We start from the raw sequence: 20,153 nt of genomic DNA, 5'->3' as shown, positions 1-20,153 counted from the left end.
CTCCAATAAACAGCAAGCTCTAGCGCTTATGCACCATAGTTTTTTCGAAAGGAACAACAACGTTTAATTAGCTTTAACTGATTTTATCTTTTCAATAAAAAGCCCAGCAAATGCTGGGCTTTAAGTTGTACTCATTTATCTATTAGCTTAGAAGCGTAGTGCAACACCTAGCTTATAACGCGCTTCACCTTCGAAGCTCCATGCTGGGTAACCATTCTTAAGCTCAGGCTTAACTTCGGCAGAGTCTGGAGCGACACCAAGCTGTACACTGTCTTCTTCAAGTAAATTAACCACTTCAAAAGTCACAGATAGGTAATCAGTAATGTTGTAGTTAGCACTTAAATCAACTGTTCCGTAGTCTTGGTGCTCACGGTTACCGTAGAAACCAGGAAGCTCACGGATCATGTATTCACTGCGCCAGTTATAAGCTACACGAGCAGAAAAGTCTTCCATCTCGTAGTAACCCACTAGGTTGACCGTATGCTTAGATGAATCAGAGAATACACTCACTTCATCAGGATAGTTATCAGCAGGAGCATCTGAATCTGCAAACGTATAGTTAGCAGAGTAACCTAGACCGTTTTCAAATGAATCTTGTAACTGAAGCTCAACACCTTGAATTTGGCCACCAGTGCCGTTCTTCTTAGTCGACTTAGTCCAGTTGTCTTCTCCCGAACCTGGGTCAATAATTCCGATGCTTTGATTTAAGATTTGATCTGAAGTAACGAACGAACTGATATCTTTAATAAAGTATGTCGCCGCAACTAACCCGTCTGGGCTGAAGTACCATTCAACACCTAAATCTGCTTGTGTCGCTTTAAATGGCTCAAGTGCAATGTTACCCGTATTGACCACTTCGTTACCTACAACATCGTCCTTATATCCCGCTAATGCTGAAGAAGCAAACATATCGCCATAGTTAGGACGTGAAATAACTTGTGAAGCCGAAGTACGAATAATCACATCGCTAGTCACATCAAACGCTACGTTCACGCTCGGTAACACATCGCTATAGCTAGCGTCCATTGTGCTTAGGTTGTCAGCGTAAGACCCATCAGATTGCAGCTTATAGTAATCAGAAGAGGCATCGGTTGAGATATAACGCAGACCGAAGTTACCGCGAACACCATCTGACTCGAAGCTAGCCATTAGGTATAGGGCTAGATTCTCTTCGCTAATTGTACCGTAACCAGACTTATAAACAGGACCTTCTTTACTAAAGTCACCAATTGCCGCGTTTGCATCTGCAAGCATTGCGTCAAGATTAGGCTTAGGTAGAGTGAAACCAGCACCTGAAGAGACTGTACCTGAGTAGTATGCTGACGCATCTTTAGCTGTCACATCAGCGTTAACGATAGCAGGGAAAGTTTCCTGCTTTACATCATGGTCTGCCCAACGCACACCGGTCTTAAATGAGGTGATAGCCCCTAGGTCTACTGGTACTGTCACGTCAAACTGTGCGTAAGTCTCTTCATCTGAATTTGGCTGCTTCTTAAGAGACCAACCTGCTGGCGAGAGTGGGCCACCAAAATCTTCTGCACCGAATGACTTATTAGCGATATCGATTTTTATCTGTTCACCGGTCGCATCATAAGTTCCGGCATAATCACCAGGCTGACCTAACCAGAAACCATAGTTAGCAGTCATGTCTGTACCACCTTCAGACTTAGTGTTACCCACTCGGCCTTCTAAGGTGTAGCTATCTGCTTCATATTTGAAATCCAAATCGTAAGTATTTGAATCCATGCTCGCTTTACGAGCCCAAGTTTGCGCCCAACCTGGATTCTCACCCTTACCATCGCGACGATAGAAGGTACAAGTACCTGAAGCATTCGTTTGCTCACAAGCCGCTTCTTTATCATCAGGGAACATGGTAAACAGTGAGGTATTAGCGTTATTAGCTTTCATATCAAGACTCATGATATTCAAGCCAAACTCTAGATTATCTGTCGGGCGGTATTGCAAGGCACCGTTAATAGCTGTGCGTTCACGTTCTTGTTCGAACGTTGTTGGAACGATATCACCCCAACCGACTAGGGATTCAATACCGTTACGCTGGTAGTTAGTTTCAGAAGCCGCTGCTGATAGTAGGAAACCGAAGTTTTCATCTTCATTTTTCCAGCTGTATAAACCAGAAAGCTCTGGATCGACCTCTTCAGAGATTGTTCCGTAGTCGCCCTTAGCGCTGATAAATACTGAGTTTGCATCCAAATCTAGTGGCTTACGGGTCTTAACGATTACCGTTCCACCGATACCGCCTTCAGGAATATCCGCTTGTGATGACTTATAAACCTCGATTGCGCCTACCATTTCTGGTGGAAGTAAAGAGTAGTTAAAGCTACGGTCGATGGCCTGTTGGTCGTACCACCCCGTCGATGCAACTGAATGTCCGTTAAGTAAGGTGCGAGTTAACTGGCTTGATGCACCTCGAATAGAAACCTGCTGGCCTTGGCCAAACTGACGGTTAACGGCAACACCCGGAATACGGCCTAGTGACTCACCTACGTCACTATCGGGAAACTTACCAATATCTTCAGCGGTTACAGCATCAACCACTGAATCTGAGAATCTTTTAGCATTGATTGAGGCTTTCATAGAGGCGCGCATACCGCGAACTTCAATCTTCTCAATGTTTTCGTCTGCTGCTGCGCTTTTCGCATCAGCCTCTGCTGCCACAGCAGAAACAGACATAGCACCACTCATCAGCAGCGCGATATTTGTAGCTAGTACACTTTTCTTAAAGGTAGATGGTCGCATCTCGTTTCCCTTCCATAACTTATTATCTTTTTTTATATCCATAACCATTCCAGAAGCGGAATGACAACGCTGTCATGTCTAGAGCAAACATTACACAATTATTAACAGCTGCGCCACAACAAAATAACCAGCGCGCTCATTATAATTGCATTCAATAACAATACCGCAAAAACACTTATACTTTTGCCCTTTAAATACAGACAGTTAACTACGAACAAACAAACTGTTTAAAAAGTGAACTTTTTTACTTTAGGGTGAGAAAACGCAAAAAGATGGCTAGTTATCATTGCTAAATAGACTAAAACTTCGCACTATACCGCTAAATTTCCGGACAAATTGCACCTTGCCTGCGCTGTTTGTTAATCTTGTGTTACCATCTTTTGGCAGCACAAAGTGTGTAACTAACGAGAATATCGCTTAATGAAAGTCACCATAAATGATGTTGCCAAACATGCTGGCGTATCGATTAAAACAGTGTCACGGGTTACCAATAATGAACCGTCGGTAAAACAGGCCACAATAGATAAAGTCAATACTGCTATTAACGAGCTGAACTATCAGCCTAATTTGGCGGCAAGAAACTTAGCAGGCACTACATCCTATGTGATTGGTTTTATTTATGATAACCCAAATGCTTATTACATCATCGATATGCAAAACGGTATCCTGTCCGCCTGCAAAGGCCTAGGCTACGAATTGTTAATTCACCCTTGTAACTCAAGAGCCGAGAACATCTGTGAAGAGCTGACAAAGCTAGTTAAGCACAACCGTTTATCAGGTTTGGTGCTAACACCCCCCCTGTCAGAAGATCCGGTGATCTTGGCTGCACTTGATAACATCGAGGCGAATTATGTACGGATTATCGCGGGCGAAAAAGCCGACAAAGGCTCTGGTTTAGCCGTTTTGGTCAATGACAGATCCGGTGCGATATCGATAACTCAGCATCTTATCGACTTAGGCCATCGAGATATCGCTTTCTTAAGTGGCGATCATGAACATGAGTCAACCAAAGAACGTTTAGCTGGATTTAAACAGGCATTAAAAGACAACAAGATCTCAGTTAACCAAGAACATATCATCGATGGAAAATATTCTTTCGAATCTGGAGTTCAAGGTGCAAAGCAATTATTGAGTCAAAGTGTTCGACCAACAGCCATTGTCGCCTGTAACGATGAAATCGCGGCGGGAGCTTTGTTTGCAGCAAGATTAGAGGGGGTCGATATTCCTTCGGAGATCTCTATTGTTGGTTTCGAGGATAGCCCATTTTCACGTCAGACTTGGCCTAAGCTGACAACTGTGCATCAGCCCAATGAAGAGATCGCGCATATTGCGACTGAATTATTGATTGCGAAACGTAGAGAGGAAAAATCAGATCTGGCTAAAATATTCCAGCCTGAGCCTGTAATTAGAGACTCTTCCGCTAAACCAAGAGCTTAATTAGGCTTTAATTGAACTTAATGTACAACTACTTGTAAAGCTTCTAATCCAGCCCGTAGTACGGCTTCTAGTACAGCTCTAACTTTTTCGCATTATTTGTCAGAACAGATAATGCGAAAAAGTCGTTAATCGCTATACCGCTTCTTCATTCTCTTCACCGGTACGGATACGAATAACACGCTCAATATCAGTGACAAAAATCTTGCCGTCACCAATTTTACCTGTACGGGCAGTATCAACAATAACTTCTAATGCCTGCTCTAAAAGTTCATCTTGGATCACTAACTCAATTTTGACCTTAGGCAAAAAGTCAACCATATACTCAGCGCCACGATAAAGCTCGGTATGTCCTTTTTGACGACCAAAACCTTTCACTTCAGAGACCGTCATACCGGTAATACCTATATCAGCAAGTGATTCGCGCACATCATCCAACTTAAATGGTTTAATAATGGCTTCGACTTTTTTCATTGTAAAACTCCCTAAAAACTTGCTGAAAGGCTCAATTTGGCTGCGCGCTAGCTTATCACGCACTAGTAAAACTATGAAGCCAAAAGTGATTTATGGCTTAGCACAAAACTAAACGCAGTCTTCATATAACCGAACAATATATCAATGAGCACTTACAATAGACATCTGTAAGCTACACTTTGCTTTTCCCCCCGCAATATTTACAGGATGTAAATACATAAACCAACTCAAGGAAGAGTTAATATGCTAAATAGAACTGCAGGTTTTACCTTAATTGAACTTATGGTTACGCTCGTAGTAGCAACCACTTTAATCGTGATCGCGATTCCATCGTTCAAGAGTTTTTATGCTCACGCACGTGCCGATTCAAGCATAAGAAAAATTCAACAATCGATACAATTGGCAAGAAACCATGCCGTAGCCTATGGCTCAAGAGTGACGGTTTGCCCTGTAACTGGATTAGATTGCAGCGAAAACTGGCACAATAACATTACCGTTTTCAGCGATTCAGGTCAGCCCAACTTGATTGACGGTAATGACCAAGTAATTTATCAAATCGGCCCATTCAACAGTAAAGACTATGTTGGGTACAACCGTGCAGCGATTAGATTCCTACCTGATGGTCTCGCCTCTGGTACCAATGGAACATTGAGTTACTGCCCGGATACAATCAATCACTCTGAATCTCGAGCCATCATTGTGAGTCAATCAGGGAGAGTTAGATTCTCTCAGAAAAACAACATTAGTTGCGAATAGTATTGAATAGAAGCGGTTAGGCTATACTAAATCTCGAATGGTTTAAAAAGTCAAAAGTGCCTATATGCCAATATATTGGCGTGTTTTCCGCCCTATTTATCTGCTGAAAATCAGTAAGTTTTGTAATATACTGCAGATGTTATTGGGCAAAGGATATCGCCATGAAAGACTATAAAAAAACAATACGCGCTTTCACTCTTGTAGAGCTAATGGTGACCATTGCTGTTGCAGCTATACTCATTTCAGTCGCTGCGCCCTCTTTCAATTCTTTTTATGAAAACTCTCGTAGTGATTCAGCCATTAGAAATATTCAGCAATCATTGCAGTTAGCCAGAAGCCAAGCTGTAAGCTACGGCTCTACTGTTACAGTTTGCCCACTAAGAGAGGGGTCATGTGGAACAGACTGGCAAAATGGCTTTAGCGTTTTTATCGATAATGGAACACTTGGAACACTTGATAGTACTAATGGCATTGACGATAAGGTGATCAGAGTCATAGACGGTTTTAATTCAAAGGATTTTATTTCTTATGATGAAAATTCTATTAGTTTTTCATCTGATGGTCTAATAACTGGAAAGTTTACTTCTGGTATTCTGTCATACTGCCCTTCGAGTAAAACCAATGATAATTCGAGAGCCATAGAGGTTGGTCGAGCGGGTAAAAGTCGATTTTCAACAGCAACGACAAGCTGTAGCTAAACAACAAAGCAGTAATTAATTAAATTACTGCTTTAAATAAAACGGTTATCGAACCGTTACACTATCTAGCTTTTTACCAGCAGCCGTATCAAAAGTTTCATGTAGTCCGACACACTCGACAACCTCTTTAATGTAAGCTCGCTTACCATCATTTCTGTCAGGAACCTTTCTCGCGGGTAACTTTGCCATCCTTAACTGTAACTTATTAACGGGCCAAGAATAGAAACCTATTTGATCAACCGTGGTTGTTTTAAGAAAGCATTTATAATCTTTCATCTCTTTTGCCATCACAGCTGAACTCGACAACAAAATTAAAGACAAGCAACATACAATTTTCTTCATTACCAACACTCCAATGGAGTCTTCACTCCTGACTCATTAATGGTCATTGAATTACAGACTTGATCTCTATAAGCATGGTCTCCAGTCGCCGTAGCAGTCAGTTTAAACTGCCCTTTGGCTGGAACTTCACTACTTATTTTAAAGTAACCATTTTCACTTAAAGTAGGACTTCCAGAGTAACCTAAGGTTGTCATATTAGCAGTGTAAGTTCGACTATCTAAATATAGCTGCTCCTGTTTATTGGCCGCTTCTATTAATAGTACTTTCGCATCGGAACGTGCGGATTGATTAACATAATCAATATAAGAGGGATAGGCGATTGATGCTAGGATCCCTATTATCGCAACCGTAATCATTAACTCAATAAGTGTAAAACCTTTAGCATTAAGCATAAAATACCTTAGTCATTCGCATGGTAGTAAATTCGGTTTATTCCAAGCGCCGAGCCTACACATCTATCATCACCATTTTGACACTCTGGTGGTTTAGGACAGTTAATATCTCCCTCTACGCAAGGTAGTCTTGGGGCATCAGGAATAGGGAAATAGATATCCCCTTCAGGAATTAGGGGAGGAGGTGTATCCGGTACTCTTTCCCCTAACTCAATATACTCTTGGGTGTATGTACGAGTTCCCTTGTGTAGAGCAAAAGGATATAGGCGCCCCATTCCTGCGATCAAACACTGGTTGGTAGAAGAGGTATCACCGGGTACATATGAGGTAAAATACACCCTGCCCTGAATAATCGATGCGCCCGCTAGACTTTTTTCACCTGTAGCTCCTAGGCTATAATACCAGCCAAACTTTTTGCCAAAGGCAATATTCTCTGATTCTGTTGAGGGTGCTTTATTCGTGATGTCATAAAGATCCACCAACGTTATTGGCTCAGGAACCTCATTTCCGTTGGCTCCATTAAAAGAGCGTGTAACCACATTACGATCTTGTAGAGTAAATAGCTTATCCTGACGAGTCTTGTCTGAAGGATGCGGTCTATGCCCTGTTCCAATAGCCACTGCATCATAAGGTATATCTTGATAAGTTTTTATCGTCGTTGTTGTATCACCATATGTGACGTCCACTTCGGCTAAGTTAGTAAAAACAGTTTGAGCAACAACCGGCTCAGCAAAGAAGCGTCTATCGCTTGTTAAAGAGCTCCCTCCTAAATCAGCAAATTTAAATGCAGTCCAAGGGTTGGTTGAATCTTTAGGGTTAGCACTTGGTAAATCTAATCGCCAAATATTACCGCCAGTATCAGATGCATAAATCCTATCCGTTAATTTATCGCTGTTACTGTCTAACACTGCTACAGAGTTTGGAATACTATCTGTTATTCCTGGGAGTTGAGTCGCACTTGATGATGAGTCGGGCCCAAATGTATGCACTAAAGTGCCAGTTTCAGCATCAACAATATAAACTCCACGACCTTCTGAATCATTCATCCCCACAGAGGCGCCATCTTTTGTAGACGGAGAATAACCAGCACCGAAGATCAGTACTGGCTTTGCCTTACTAGGCTCTGTATTGCCTGTAGGCCAACCAGGAATATGGGTAACGACAGGTTCAGACCAAGTTTGTGCTAACTCAGCCATTCCCGGACTATTTGAATCAATTTTCCACATAAACCTAGGGGAATCGGGACTCGTAACATCGAAAGCATAGTATGACTTACCACCACGGCGCATCCCAATAAACACCCATGCTTTCTCTAATCCGGAGCTCCCAGTCTTGACGTAACTAACAGGAGAGCTATCGAGGCCGTAAACAGAATGCACTCCTGTTGGCACATTTGCCTTCAACTCCCTAATATTAGGCAACAACTCATAGGGTATAAAAGCCCAAGATTCGCTCACGGTTGCACCTTCATCCTTAAACATATGTAAAAAACCATGATTGGTTCCCATTAGGATGCGAATATCAGGAGTGTTAGCTGTACCAAAGTTAATCGCTAGTGGCCGAGAATGAAGTGGGTCTCCCATCAGTTGGTTCCGGACATCTTCAGTCTCTGAGTTGCCATTATCATCATCAGTATCGTAACCTTTGGCCCAATTGAACACCTCTTGTAATTGGGTTTCATCCACGCCCATATGCAGTGCAAGTTGGCCATCTCCTCCCGCATAGCTAGATGCATTCGACTTATTAAATGTCGCCATGCCGCCATTTGAGCCAATATTACTTAAAATGGTTCTCTGTGGGACTTTTCGTAAAGCTTCTGCAGCACCACCGACCCTAACATCGTTACCGTCACCACCATCACTGGCTGCGTCACAAACTAGATCAGGAGTCCAATAGGAGCATGCCGAAGAGACTAAGTTACCATCTTCCCCTATCGCATTAGCGCCATTTTTATCAACGATATCACCATCGCCCGTAACTCTAAACTTCTTCAAATTACCCGACCATCTAGGTCCTTTATTAGGTAAAAACATTGCATAGTAAACAGAGTCAAAGGTGCGAGTTCTGTCAAAGTTATTGCTTGCTATAGCTGGAGAGGTAAAGCTTGCATTAACTTCTAAAATTTGTGAAAAGACTTGTTGCAAGGCTGACTGTAAGGCTGATGCATCAGCTGCGGGAAAGTATTCCCCTCCGCCCCTCTCTGCCGTTTGATTAAGGAGCGCTGCAGCCGCATCCGCGCCTTCGCTAAAACCTATCGTGAAAGTCGTAACATTTTGGTCATCAGGGTATTCAGCCGATGTATTGACATCATTGGTATTCATCCAACCAGCAAGGGCTGGCAGGTAACTGGTAAAATGAGGCTCAGTGTTTATAAATTTATCGCTAGAGCTCACACCTGGTAAATCTAGTACTTTGTGATTAGCATTTTGATCTAATGTCGGTACGCCATCGGTAATATAGACAACATAAGCTCGATTCTGACACTCTTTAAATGGCGAAACATATTTTCCTTCATACTCTACCTTCTCGTCCGTGTCACGAGGAGGGTTGTCCTTTTTATAGCCTAAGCTATTGACATTAATATCATTGTCACCGAAATAAACGCCTTGACCTGAAAAATAGCGATAAGCTTCATATAATGTTTCACACAACGGAGTATTGGTCGACGCAGGTAAGTTATCAATAGTATCCAGTAAGGAGATTTTATTCGCTTCGTTCATCTCTTTAATACCAGAGATAATCCGACCTCCATCACCATCCCCTTCATATGGATAGTTAATATTGAAAATAGCTAGGCCGAAATCAACACTCGGCGTCGTGACAATGGTATTTTTAATCACCTCTTTCGCTATTGCTAAGCGCGTCTTGGGCACACTCTCTTGGTCGCCATGATACCAACGCAAGTAATTATCCGTATAAAGAGTAATTGGTTGACCTGTGCCAAATGCCGTTTGCTTTGCTTTTTCATAAGCGGCATCTATTTCTGCTTGACTAGAGCTACCATTAACTTCTGCATAGCGAATTGGGTTTTGTTTTTTACCTGCACTATCGATTGGAAACCCTGAAGGTTGATTAGGAGCATTACGCCATTTTTTACCTTCAATATCATCAAAACAATCAATATGAGTAATGTTGGCACCATTATTATCAGGTACTTCCTGCCATGTTCCATTTTGTCCCGAAAAGCCATACTCTCGGAAAAAACCCGTAAAGACACCATACTTTTCCAAGTAATCCCAAGAGGTCTCACAACCGTTTATCTCTGATAAAAAACGGCGGCTTTCTGATGGACTATCAGGCACTGGCATTGCAGTATTATCAATACCACCTTTGGTAAAATAGACCATTCGTTCTTGTAAAGAATTATCGCTTCCTACTGCTGGGTAAGTAATATCTGGATCATAAAATGCCTCAGCATCCTCTACCATATTCCCCATACTTCCAGAGTTATCAAAGATAATGAGCACTTGGGGTCTTGCCCCTGTGCGCGCTGACGACTCATAAACATAGAGCTCAGTATCATCACTATGGCTTGCGCCAGAGAACACGACGACAGCAAAAGCTATTGAGGTTAAAATTTGCTTCAACATTACTAACTCCCTGTTAACACTTCTTGCTCTACGCCAGTGACTATACTGACCCGCCCCATATTATTACGCCCGAAGCTTGCTTCTGTAGAAACCTCGACTCGCCTACAGCTAATTAAATTTGCGCCACTTGCCGCCGAACTCCTTTGACAAGCCACATCACCATCAGCCATAGGTGCTAAAGTACTAGATGCATTAAATGTATCGTCAACTACTGTTTGCAAAGCATTAATATTTGCTAAAGAAGTTCCTGCTTTTGCCGCTAAGACTTTATCCAATGCGCCATGGGCTTCAATCATCGCTTCTACTCTTTCTGAGCCTGCACCAGCCATTTTTATCGACTGATTCGAATTAACGGCTAAAGCAACACCAATAACAGTCATAATCAGCAAAATAATAAGAGAGAAGAAAAGTACAACTCCCTTTTGTTTTTTGATTTTCATACATTATGTCCTAAAGCAAAATTGGATTTTCAAGCACAACGGTGGTCATAACAACCTTGCGACGAAAACCATCACCATTTGCCGAAATTTCTTTGTCACCAAGCTTATAAACGGTGTTGTTTGTATAATTATTATCTTCTTCAAGAGAGCGCACTAATACATAAATACGAACTGCGACTAAACGCTGTAAAGTGGTGTTATCCCACATAAAACTTGTTGTGTTTTGTGCAGGCCTAAAACTATCCGCACTCTTATCGCCGTTACTATCAAAACCATACATAATCCTGATATTCTCAATTCCCTCAACGAGTTGTTCATAACTACTTCCAGAGTTCATTCCACCTTTACCTAATACTCGGCGCATTAGTACGGGCACATCATTATCAGTTTGTATAAAATACACATGATGTTGTAGCTCCCAAAGACGGGAATTAGTTAGTGGCGGTACAGCTTGTTCTCCCGTAAAAATAACGGCTTGGCTAGACGTTGTCGCCATATAATAACGATTTGAATTCAATGTGGTTGGCGCTACTGATGGACCTATTAGCCTTTTAACTTGCAGTACATCTGTCTCGTCCAAAGCATCCGGAATACATTCCATGCCTCCTCCGCCAGCACTATGTTCATAACCCCAAATACGTCTAAAATGAGCCGTTTCATCATTTGGAAAGCTAGCATTATTAGCTCCGCCACCAATACAATCATTGGCAGCAGCAATAGCGGGGGCGTTAATAGTGGTGTTAGTCCCGAGCACAAAGTCAGTCCCAGTCATGTCCCCCATAAAGCCGACTTGACTAATATCTCTTTCAATTAGAGCAAGTGCAATTCTTCCACTCTCTTGCAATTGATTAAACTGACTTGTTGTTGTCACGTTCGTAGAAGACATTGCGAACATTGAAAAAATACCAAGGGTCAAAAATAAACTGACGACCATCGCGATCATAAGCTCTACAAGCGAAAATCCTGACTGGCCATTACTTAACTTCTTAAGAATACTCATAAGCTATAGAATTACCGTATTAATGAAGTAAACTCGACGTCGGCTATTGTTTTCAGCACCACCACAGTTACGTACAAAAGTGGGCTGAGTGGCACCTATCAAGACTTTATGCATTCCGCGCCAACTAAGTGCAACAGTGACTTCACCATTCACCTTTGCATCAACACAAACAGTGACATTATCCAAGCCCCCTATACTTTTGCCATCAAGCACTTCTGAGGAGCCTAAAATTTGCTGATCCAATTGATAAAGATCCCATAATCGAGTCTCAAATGTATTGCAGGTATCAATAGGTTGCCCCACAGAAACGTCACAACGTTTTCCCGGAATAGATAACGTTCCACTGTAGGTTCCGCTATATTCTGTAAGTTCAGAGCGATTTAACTTGATACGACTAATAATATCGTTGGCTAAGTAAGCAGCCTGTGTTTGTTGAAAAGACTCGAAGCTACCACGCTTAGAAATCACGTGGAGATTGAAAACACCAATCAAGCCGACGGTTAAAATAACCAAAGCAACTAACACTTCGATTAATGAAAGTCCTTTCTCTCTGGTTTGCATTCCGTCAATTCCCCTGCATACGCCATATTGTTGACGCCTAGATTGTTGTTTTACCGTTTAAAATTGGTAGCTTATGACAACATAACAGCATACAGATTAATAGCACTTTAGTCGAATGTTAGCTAGTAGTAAGCAGGGAAATATTATATTTAACACCCAAACCTGCTTAAATTTCAGGCAATAAAAAAGAGGCCTAAGCCTCTTTTATTATTTGTCACAATTCGTATCGATTTTTTGTTAGCGAAGCTCCGCCGGAACCGCAAAAACAGTATCTTCGAGTTGACCTTCGACCTCTGTTATTACGCTAGGCGCCATATTCGCAATCGCATCGACAACTTGTTTAACCAATACTTCTGGAGCGGAAGCTCCGGCAGTTACCGCCACATGTTTAATACCATTAAACCATGTAGCATCAACATCATCGGCATTATCAACTAAGAAAGCCTGTGTACCTTTCTTCTCCGCTAACTCACGCAGACGGTTTGAGTTAGAACTGTTCTTGGAGCCAACAACGATAAACAATTCCACTTCTTCAGCCACATTGCGAACCGCATCTTGACGGTTCTGAGTGGCGTAGCAGATATCATCCTTACGTGGTCCCTCGATTGAAGGGTACTTTTTCTGTAAAGATGCGATCACATCCGCGGTATCGTCCATAGATAAGGTTGTTTGAGTCACAAAACAAAGGTTATCAGGATCTTTGACCACAAGCTTTGCTACATCTTCTGGAGATTCAACTAAATGCACGCCACCTGCAGAGTTGTCGTATTGGCCCATGGTACCTTCAACTTCAGGGTGTCCAGCATGACCAATTAAGATACACTCAATACCTTTACGGCTTGCACGAGCAACTTGTAGGTGCACCTTAGTGACCAGAGGACAAGTCGCATCAAATACCTTAAGGCCACGTTTCTTCGCTTCCGCTCGCACTGCTTGAGACACACCATGAGCACTAAAGATAACGATGCTATTGTCTGGTACTTGATCCAACTCTTCGACAAACACGGCGCCACGATCTTTTAAGTTCTGCACCACATAACGGTTATGAACCACTTCGTGACGAACATAAATTGGTGGAGAGAACAGCTCTAATGCGCGCTCAACAATGCTAATCGCACGATCGACACCAGCACAGAAACCACGAGGGTTTGCTAGAAGAATATTCATAATTACAGTACCTGCACCACTTCAAGCTCAAAGGTTAGCACTTGACCTGCTAGTGGATGGTTCAGATCTATGGTGACTGAATCAGCGACCACATCTCTCACCATGCCTGGAATTTCACTGCCACCAGGGCCTGCAAAACTCACTATCACGCCAGGTTCCAGTTTCATGTCTGCAGGAAAACGACTCCTGTCCATATGATGTACAGCATCCGGATTCGACTCACCAAATGTATCGGCAGGTTGCAGTGTAAAACTGTGCTTGTCACCCTCTTTAAGGTTAACAATTTCAGCTTCAAACGCCGGACTTAAACTCTCATCGCCCACGTTGAATCTTGCAGGCTTACCACTTGAGCGAGTGCTCTCTGCAGTTGAACCATCCTCAAGTACGATATTCATATGACATAAAACTGAATGCATCTCTGACACTTAAGTTACTCCTTTATACCATCTGATTTTTTGTCGTCTTTTCCAGCAACAAAAGAATCTAAAATAATAAGTCCAGCCCCAACACAAATTGCCGAGTCAGCAATATTAAATGCAGGAAAATGACTAGTATTCCAATAGAAATCTAAAAAGTCGACTACGTAACCATGTTGTAGGCGATCAATTAAGTTACCTAATGCACCACCTATAACTAAGGTGTATGCAAGGTTTAAGCGCCACATCTTGCTTGGTTGCTGACGCAGCCAAACCGATAACAATACGCTAAAGCCAACTGCAACAAAGGTAAATAACCAACGTTGCCAACCACCTGCATCACTTAAAAAGCTAAATGCAGCGCCATAGTTACGTACATAGGTAAAATTAAACACCGGCAGTAACTGAATCGACTCATATAGGTCAAAATTCGACAATACCCATTGCTTAGATAGTTGATCGGCAAAAAACACCAACACAACAACCCAATACCAACGCAGACCACTGTTTTTCCAGTTAGTTGGCATTAATTGTTCCTTTTCCATAGAGAGCATCAACTCGTATTATTTTGAAAGAATGATAAACAACACAAAATTAACTGATAAAAAAACAACGGCCCTATAAAAGAGCCGTTGCTATCATTTATTAAGCAAACTGACGGGTTTCGCCATCGCCTTCAATGTTTGTTACGCAGCGAGTACATAGTGTTGGATGCTCGGCAACGGCGCCAACATCTTCTCTATGGTGCCAGCAGCGTTCACACTTCTCTGCTTCTGACTTCTTCAAGCTTAACTTCAATGAAGCAAGCTCAGTCTCGATTGCATCACTTGGAGCAGATGTTAGAGCAACAACTTCAGTCTTAGAGGTTAGCAATACGAAACGTAGCTCATCACCTAAGTTCTCAAGAGCTACTTGAAGCGCTTCATCAGCGTACAAGGTCACTTCAGCTTCTAGTGAACCACCTACTTGCTTCTCACGGCGTGCGTTCTCAATCACTTTGTTTACTTCTGCGCGAACAGCAAGCAATTGATCCCAGTACTCGTCGCTTAAGTCAGATTCAAGTGTGACAGACTTAAGTCCTTCATACCAAGTTTCGGTAAATACGTATTCACCGCGCTCACCTGGAAGTAACTTCCAGATTTCATCCGCTGTAAAGCTTAGAATTGGTGCAATCCAGCGAACCATAGCTTCAGAGATAAGGTACAGTGCAGACTGACAGCTACGACGTGCATTGCTGTCTTCTTTGGCAGTGTACTGTCTGTCTTTAATGATATCTAAGTAGAAGCTACCTAGCTCAACAGAGCAGAACTGCATTAACTTTTGCGTCACTAAGTGGAAATTGTACTGTTCGTACGCTTCTAATAGCTCTTGTTGCAATGCTGCTGCGCGGCGAACAACCCAACGGTCCAAGGCAACCATGTCTTCAACTGCAACCATATCGGTTTCAGGGTTAAAGCCATTGATGTTAGCCAATAGGAATCGAGCCGTGTTACGGATACGGCGATATGCATCAGCACTACGGTTTAGGATCTGATCAGAAACTGTCATCTCACCGCTGTAGTCTGTTGCCGCAACCCAAAGACGTAGAATGTCTGCACCTAGCTTGTTAGTCACATGCTGTGGTGCAATTACGTTACCCACAGACTTAGACATCTTACGGCCTTGCCCATCAACGGTAAAACCGTGAGTAAGCACTTGCTTATAAGGTGCTTTACCGTTCATCGCTGTCGAAATCATCAGTGATGACATAAACCAACCACGGTGTTGATCACTACCTTCAAGGTACAGATCAATTGGGTGACCGTTAAACTCTGGACGTGCAGCTACAACCGACGAGAAAGTTGAACCTGAGTCGTACCAAACGTCTAAGGTATCAGTTACTTTGCGGTACTGGTCAGCTTCATCACCCAATAGCTCAGATGCGTCTAGATCCCACCAAGCTTGGATGCCTTCTTGCTCGATACGAGCCGCAACGCGCTCCATCAAAGACACGCTATCTGGGTGTAACTCTTCTGTTTCACGGTGTACAAACAAGGTGATAGGCACACCCCAAGTACGTTGACGCGAAATACACCAATCAGGACGGTTCTCGACCATCTTCTCGATGCGGCTTTGGCCCCAGTCTGGGATCCACTGAGTTTGTTCTATTTCACCAAGAGCTTGCTGGCGTAAACCTTTTTGATCCATAGAGATGAACCACTGCGGCGTTGCACGGAAGATAATTGGTGTCTTGTGACGCCAACAATGTGGGTAGCTGTGCTTAATCTGTACATGATTAAGTAGCGCGCCCTTCTCTTCTAATAGCTCAACAACGTTCTTGTTAGCTTTAAATACATGTAAACCTGCGAAGATCTCTGTATCTGGCTTGTAAACGCCGTTGTCACCAACAGGGTTAGCCACTTCTAGGCCGTATTTCTGACCAACCACGAAATCGTCTTGACCGTGACCAGGAGCGGTATGTACCACACCAGTACCTGAATCTACTGTTACATGATCGCCTAAAATAACCGGTACATCGAAATCATAGAATGGGTGGTTAAAACGAAGGAGTTCTAAATCGCTACCCGCAACCGTACCCAGAACCGTGTGTGACTCAGCACCAAAACGTTCTACACATGATTCATATAAGTCAGTCGCTAATACTAATGCTTGCGCCTGACCTTCTTTAACCATTTCGACTAAGGTGTACTCAACATTAGCCCCAACAGATAACGCGCGGTTAGCTGGCAGAGTCCAAGGTGTTGTCGTCCAGATAACCATAGAGATGTTATGTGGGTATTCGCTTAGACCAAACTTAGCTAGTAAAGCTGGCTTATCGACAACAGAGAAAGCAACATCAATGGCTGGTGACATCTTGTCTTCATATTCAACTTCAGCTTCAGCCAAAGCAGAACCACAATCGGTACACCAATGAACAGGCTTAACACCTTTATGTAGGTGGCCACTATCAATTACCTTAGAAAGTGAGCGTACGATATTAGCTTCTGTGCTGTAATCCATCGTTAGGTATGGGTTTTGCCAATCAGCAAATACACCTAAACGGATAAAGTCATCACGCTGACCATCAACTTGCTTAGCCGCATATTCACGACATTTCTGACGGAATTCAGCCGCAGTAACCTTATGACCAGGCTTACCCACTTTTTGCTCAACTTTAAGCTCAATAGGCAGACCATGACAGTCCCAACCAGGAATGTATGGCGCGTCAAAACCAGACATGGTCTTTGACTTAATAATAATATCTTTAAGAATTTTGTTTACTGAGTGGCCAATATGAATGTCACCGTTCGCATATGGAGGGCCATCATGCAAAATAAACGGTTTAGCATCTTTACGGCTTTCACGGATCTGTTGATACAGTCCATTTTCGGTCCAAGATTTTAACATCTCAGGCTCACGATTAGCCAAATTACCACGCATCGGAAACTCTGTTTCCGGCAAATTCAAAGTAGATTTATAGTCGCTCATTGATCCTTTACCGTTTTGTTCGCTAAGCTAATTAGCCTGCATCGCTACCAAGTAGAGCTTTCGCTCTATTGGCATCATCTTTAATTTGTTTTTTCAGCGCATCTAACGATCCAAATGGCTGCTCGTCTCTGATCTTTGCCACTAATTCAACTTCAACAGCTTTCCCATAAAGGTCGCCATCAAAATCAAATAAATGGACTTCTAACTGACATACTTGCCCATTTACCGTGGGTCTAAAACCAACATTCGCGACACCTTCATAGATATCGCTATTATCCCAATATAGCTTGACCGCAAACACGCCCCGAACTGGCGTTACTTTGCGTTTTAAGGCAATATTAGCAGTAGGAAAGCCTATTGTTCTGCCAATTTTTTCACCATGAGCGACTTTGCCACTCAAGGTAAACGGATGACCAAGCAAACGTCTTGCTTGCTCTAAATTACCTTTGGCAAGCAACTGCCTTATTTCAGTAGAGCTTACGCGCTTATCACCCAAAATAAAGCTTTGTGTGCTAACCACTGCAAAACCGTGTTTTTCACCCGCTTTGCGCAGCATATTAAAATCACCTTGGCGCTGTTTACCAAAGCAAAAATCATCACCAACAACTAGGTACTTAACACCTAAGGCCTTAACCAGTAGCTCCTCAATAAAATCTTCGGCACTATAACTGGAAAACTTATTATTAAAGTTTACACACAATAAGCGATCGATCTTTAGTTCGTTGAGCAAGACTATCTTGTCTCGCAACAAACTTAAACGAGCCGGTGCACTTTCACCCTGAAATAACTCTCGCGGTTGCGGCTCAAAGGTCATCACTGCGGCAGGCAAACCTAGGTGCTCTGCTTTCTTGACTAACCGATTAATCACTTCCGCATGACCACGGTGAACACCATCAAAGTTGCCTATGCTTAATACGCAACCTCGATGTTTCGGCAAAATATTATGAATACCGCGGATTAATTCCATTATCTTACACGACACATGAGAGTAAATGGGCGGATTATATACCAGCTAGTCTTTATAATCAGCAATCAAACAGCAGCTTTCATCTTCCAAGGGCGAATTCCAAGGCAAACTAGGCAAATAAAGTAAGCGACTGCTGCAAATACAATCAATTTTGCCAAGGTATAACTGCGTTCGACAAAAGAGAAGTCAAGCCATTGAGGTGTTGTCGGTTCAAATTGGAACAATACCAGTAACATCACACTTGCTGCGATTGCCGATTTAACTAAAAACATTACCGTAGCCTTGTTGACTCGATAGACATTTGCCTTATGCAGCCCTCGATACAATAGGCCAGCGTTAAGCAGTGCCGACATAGACGTCGCCATAGCCAGGCCCACATAACCGAATGGAATCGCAAAAATAAGGTTAAATACCATATTACTGACCATGGCAATGATTCCGTAGCGAACAGGCGTTCTAGTATCTTGTCTGGAGTAATAGCCTGGAGCCAAGATTTTTATCAACATAAAGCTGAGTAGACCGCTGCCATATGCCATCAAGCTATATGATGCCATTTCAACATCGTTATAACTGAATGCGCCGCGCATAAATAACACCATCAACATTGGCTTAGCCAACATGATAAGCCCACACATTGCAGGTAGGCCTAACAAGATTATCGCTTTTACCCCCCAGTCCATGGTTTTGGCAAACTCACGACTTTCAGCATTCACATGACGCTTAGATAACGCAGGCAAAATAACCGTTGCGATAGCAATACCAAATAAACCAAGTGGGAACTCAAGTAATCGGTCTGAGTAATATAGCCAACTAATTGAGCCCGTCATCAAGAAGCTTGCAATAAACGTGTCGAGTAGGAGGTTTATTTGCGAGACCGACACACCAAACAGTGCGGGGATCATTAATGTGCGAATTTTCGTCACCCCAGGGTGGCTCCAGCCCCAACTCGGCTTGACCATCGCCCTTTCTTTTATCAAGAAAGGAATTTGAAATAAAAACTGAATTAGACCGCCTAGAAACACGCCGCAAGCCAAGCCGATTTCTGGCTGACTTAGATTTGGCGCGAGATAGATCGCCGCCGCGATAATGGCGATGTTTAAAAACACCGGAGTAAAGGCTGAGACAGCAAAACGACCACGGGTATTTAAAATCGATCCCGCTAACGCTGTAAAAGTGATAAACCACAGATAGGGAAAGGTAATCTTCAGCATCAAGGAAGCCAGTTCAAACTTTGCCCCATTCGGCTCGTCATTCACCCAGGCTAAAAACCAGCCGCCGCCGAACAGTGCAGCTAAGACCGGAGAGGCTATGACCCCGACTAATGTCACGATAGTAACGAGTATGCCGAGGGTACCTGCAACTTTGGAGATCAGTTCCCTGACCTCTTCACTGGTGTTTTTTTCTTGGTATTCAGTTAAAACAGGAACAAATGCTTGCGCAAAAGCGCCCTCGGCAAACAGGCGTCTTAAAAAATTGGGTATTTTATTGGCGAAGAAGAATACATCCGCACTGCTTCCCGCTCCCATAAGGTTTGCAATAACAACATCTCGAACCAAACCTAAAACACGGGAAATCAACGTCATAGCACTCACAATAATGCCTGACTTCACTAACTTCTTGCTCAAAACGCCCCCTGCTCCGAAATAGAGCTAAATTACTTTAGGCAATATCACGTAAAAATTGGTATTGCC

General features: G+C 42.8%; 17 protein-coding genes. 3 read left to right on the top strand and 14 right to left on the bottom strand.

Annotation, left to right across the window (positions count from 1 at the left end):
* Positions 1–147: 147 nt before the first annotated feature.
* The gene (locus Q1A86_RS02145) at positions 148–2,757 is read right to left on the bottom strand and encodes a TonB-dependent receptor (protein WP_299802225.1); all 2,610 of its coding nucleotides are present in this window, start codon (positions 2,755–2,757) and stop codon (positions 148–150) included.
* A 420-nt stretch (positions 2,758–3,177) separates the two neighbouring features.
* Between Q1A86_RS02145 and Q1A86_RS02140 the strand changes: the two genes are divergently transcribed.
* On the top strand, positions 3,178–4,194 hold the full coding sequence (locus Q1A86_RS02140) for a LacI family DNA-binding transcriptional regulator (RefSeq protein ID WP_299802223.1): 1,017 nt from the start codon (positions 3,178–3,180) through the stop codon (positions 4,192–4,194).
* Between the two features lie 132 nt (positions 4,195–4,326).
* On the opposite strand, the gene Q1A86_RS02135 is transcribed toward Q1A86_RS02140, so the two are convergent.
* The gene (locus tag Q1A86_RS02135) at positions 4,327–4,665 is read right to left on the bottom strand and encodes a P-II family nitrogen regulator (RefSeq protein ID WP_012154353.1); all 339 of its coding nucleotides are present in this window, start codon (positions 4,663–4,665) and stop codon (positions 4,327–4,329) included.
* A 243-nt stretch (positions 4,666–4,908) separates the two neighbouring features.
* Here Q1A86_RS02135 and Q1A86_RS02130 point away from each other — a divergent pair, with 243 nt between their 5' ends.
* Together Q1A86_RS02130 and Q1A86_RS02125 are read left to right on the top strand one after the other, a co-directional pair.
* The gene (locus tag Q1A86_RS02130) at positions 4,909–5,421 is read left to right on the top strand and encodes a GspH/FimT family pseudopilin (protein WP_299802204.1); all 513 of its coding nucleotides are present in this window, start codon (positions 4,909–4,911) and stop codon (positions 5,419–5,421) included.
* Between the two features lie 161 nt (positions 5,422–5,582).
* Complete coding sequence (locus tag Q1A86_RS02125; RefSeq protein ID WP_299802202.1) at positions 5,583–6,119, top strand: GspH/FimT family pseudopilin; 537 nt, start codon at positions 5,583–5,585, stop codon at positions 6,117–6,119.
* A gap of 45 nt (positions 6,120–6,164) precedes the next feature.
* Here Q1A86_RS02125 and Q1A86_RS02120 read toward each other — a convergent pair whose 3' ends face one another.
* The 12 genes from Q1A86_RS02120 to murJ form a co-directional block, all read right to left on the bottom strand.
* The gene (locus Q1A86_RS02120) at positions 6,165–6,461 is read right to left on the bottom strand and encodes a TapY2 family type IVa secretion system protein (RefSeq protein ID WP_299802201.1); all 297 of its coding nucleotides are present in this window, start codon (positions 6,459–6,461) and stop codon (positions 6,165–6,167) included.
* Positions 6,461–6,853 (bottom strand): type IV pilin protein, encoded by a 393-nt coding sequence (locus tag Q1A86_RS02115; protein ID WP_299802199.1) that lies wholly within the window; start codon positions 6,851–6,853, stop codon positions 6,461–6,463. Before Q1A86_RS02115 ends, Q1A86_RS02120 begins: the two co-directional genes overlap by 1 nt.
* 8 nt (positions 6,854–6,861) lie before the next feature.
* Positions 6,862–10,443 carry a PilC/PilY family type IV pilus protein gene (locus Q1A86_RS02110; protein ID WP_299802197.1) on the bottom strand — a complete coding sequence of 1,194 codons (3,582 nt, stop codon included), beginning with the start codon at positions 10,441–10,443 and terminating at the stop codon, positions 6,862–6,864.
* Between the two features lie 2 nt (positions 10,444–10,445).
* On the bottom strand, positions 10,446–10,877 hold the full coding sequence (locus Q1A86_RS02105; RefSeq protein WP_299802249.1) for a pilus assembly PilX N-terminal domain-containing protein: 432 nt from the start codon (positions 10,875–10,877) through the stop codon (positions 10,446–10,448).
* A gap of 16 nt (positions 10,878–10,893) precedes the next feature.
* Positions 10,894–11,883, bottom strand: a complete 990-nt coding sequence (locus Q1A86_RS02100) for a PilW family protein (protein ID WP_299802196.1) — start codon at positions 11,881–11,883, stop codon at positions 10,894–10,896.
* A gap of 3 nt (positions 11,884–11,886) precedes the next feature.
* Complete coding sequence (gene pilV, locus Q1A86_RS02095) at positions 11,887–12,444, bottom strand: type IV pilus modification protein PilV (RefSeq protein WP_299802195.1); 558 nt, start codon at positions 12,442–12,444, stop codon at positions 11,887–11,889.
* Positions 12,445–12,681: 237 nt separating this feature from the next.
* The gene (gene ispH / locus Q1A86_RS02090; RefSeq protein ID WP_299802194.1) at positions 12,682–13,611 is read right to left on the bottom strand and encodes a 4-hydroxy-3-methylbut-2-enyl diphosphate reductase; all 930 of its coding nucleotides are present in this window, start codon (positions 13,609–13,611) and stop codon (positions 12,682–12,684) included.
* 2 nt (positions 13,612–13,613) lie between these two features.
* The gene (gene fkpB, locus Q1A86_RS02085; protein ID WP_299802192.1) at positions 13,614–14,036 is read right to left on the bottom strand and encodes an FKBP-type peptidyl-prolyl cis-trans isomerase; all 423 of its coding nucleotides are present in this window, start codon (positions 14,034–14,036) and stop codon (positions 13,614–13,616) included.
* Positions 14,037–14,041: 5 nt separating this feature from the next.
* Positions 14,042–14,554, bottom strand: coding sequence for a signal peptidase II (lspA, locus tag Q1A86_RS02080; protein ID WP_299802191.1), 513 nt, complete (start codon positions 14,552–14,554; stop codon positions 14,042–14,044).
* Positions 14,555–14,672: 118 nt separating this feature from the next.
* On the bottom strand, positions 14,673–17,495 hold the full coding sequence (gene ileS, locus Q1A86_RS02075) for an isoleucine--tRNA ligase (protein WP_299802189.1): 2,823 nt from the start codon (positions 17,493–17,495) through the stop codon (positions 14,673–14,675).
* A 31-nt stretch (positions 17,496–17,526) separates the two neighbouring features.
* Positions 17,527–18,462 (bottom strand): bifunctional riboflavin kinase/FAD synthetase, encoded by a 936-nt coding sequence (gene ribF / locus Q1A86_RS02070; RefSeq protein WP_299802187.1) that lies wholly within the window; start codon positions 18,460–18,462, stop codon positions 17,527–17,529.
* A 65-nt stretch (positions 18,463–18,527) separates the two neighbouring features.
* Positions 18,528–20,087: a murein biosynthesis integral membrane protein MurJ gene (gene murJ / locus Q1A86_RS02065; RefSeq protein WP_299802185.1), complete on the bottom strand. Its 1,560-nt coding sequence runs from the start codon at positions 20,085–20,087 to the stop codon at positions 18,528–18,530.
* Between the last annotated feature and the right edge of the window lie 66 nt (positions 20,088–20,153).

The organism is uncultured Shewanella sp. (assembly GCF_947497935.1).
GTDB lineage: Bacteria > Pseudomonadota > Gammaproteobacteria > Enterobacterales > Shewanellaceae > Shewanella.
The sequence above is the reverse complement of the archived record's forward strand: the minus strand, read 5'-3'. Positions and strand labels throughout refer to the sequence as shown.

Excerpts from the sequence above, each read along its gene's own strand:
- Q1A86_RS02145 (WP_299802225.1), bottom strand. The coding sequence starts at position 2,757 with ATGCGACCATCTACCTTTAAGAAAAGTGTACTAGCTACAAATATCGCG.
- Q1A86_RS02140 (WP_299802223.1), top strand. The coding sequence starts at position 3,178 with ATGAAAGTCACCATAAATGATGTTGCCAAACATGCTGGCGTATCGATT.
- Q1A86_RS02135 (WP_012154353.1), bottom strand. The coding sequence starts at position 4,665 with ATGAAAAAAGTCGAAGCCATTATTAAACCATTTAAGTTGGATGATGTG.
- Q1A86_RS02130 (WP_299802204.1), top strand. The coding sequence starts at position 4,909 with ATGCTAAATAGAACTGCAGGTTTTACCTTAATTGAACTTATGGTTACG.
- Q1A86_RS02125 (WP_299802202.1), top strand. The coding sequence starts at position 5,583 with ATGAAAGACTATAAAAAAACAATACGCGCTTTCACTCTTGTAGAGCTA.
- Q1A86_RS02120 (WP_299802201.1), bottom strand. The coding sequence starts at position 6,461 with ATGAAGAAAATTGTATGTTGCTTGTCTTTAATTTTGTTGTCGAGTTCA.
- Q1A86_RS02115 (WP_299802199.1), bottom strand. The coding sequence starts at position 6,853 with ATGCTTAATGCTAAAGGTTTTACACTTATTGAGTTAATGATTACGGTT.
- Q1A86_RS02110 (WP_299802197.1), bottom strand. The coding sequence starts at position 10,443 with ATGTTGAAGCAAATTTTAACCTCAATAGCTTTTGCTGTCGTCGTGTTC.
- Q1A86_RS02100 (WP_299802196.1), bottom strand. The coding sequence starts at position 11,883 with ATGAGTATTCTTAAGAAGTTAAGTAATGGCCAGTCAGGATTTTCGCTT.
- pilV (WP_299802195.1), bottom strand. The coding sequence starts at position 12,444 with ATGCAAACCAGAGAGAAAGGACTTTCATTAATCGAAGTGTTAGTTGCT.
- ispH (WP_299802194.1), bottom strand. The coding sequence starts at position 13,611 with ATGAATATTCTTCTAGCAAACCCTCGTGGTTTCTGTGCTGGTGTCGAT.
- lspA (WP_299802191.1), bottom strand. The coding sequence starts at position 14,554 with ATGCCAACTAACTGGAAAAACAGTGGTCTGCGTTGGTATTGGGTTGTT.
- ileS (WP_299802189.1), bottom strand. The coding sequence starts at position 17,495 with ATGAGCGACTATAAATCTACTTTGAATTTGCCGGAAACAGAGTTTCCG.
- ribF (WP_299802187.1), bottom strand. The coding sequence starts at position 18,462 with ATGGAATTAATCCGCGGTATTCATAATATTTTGCCGAAACATCGAGGT.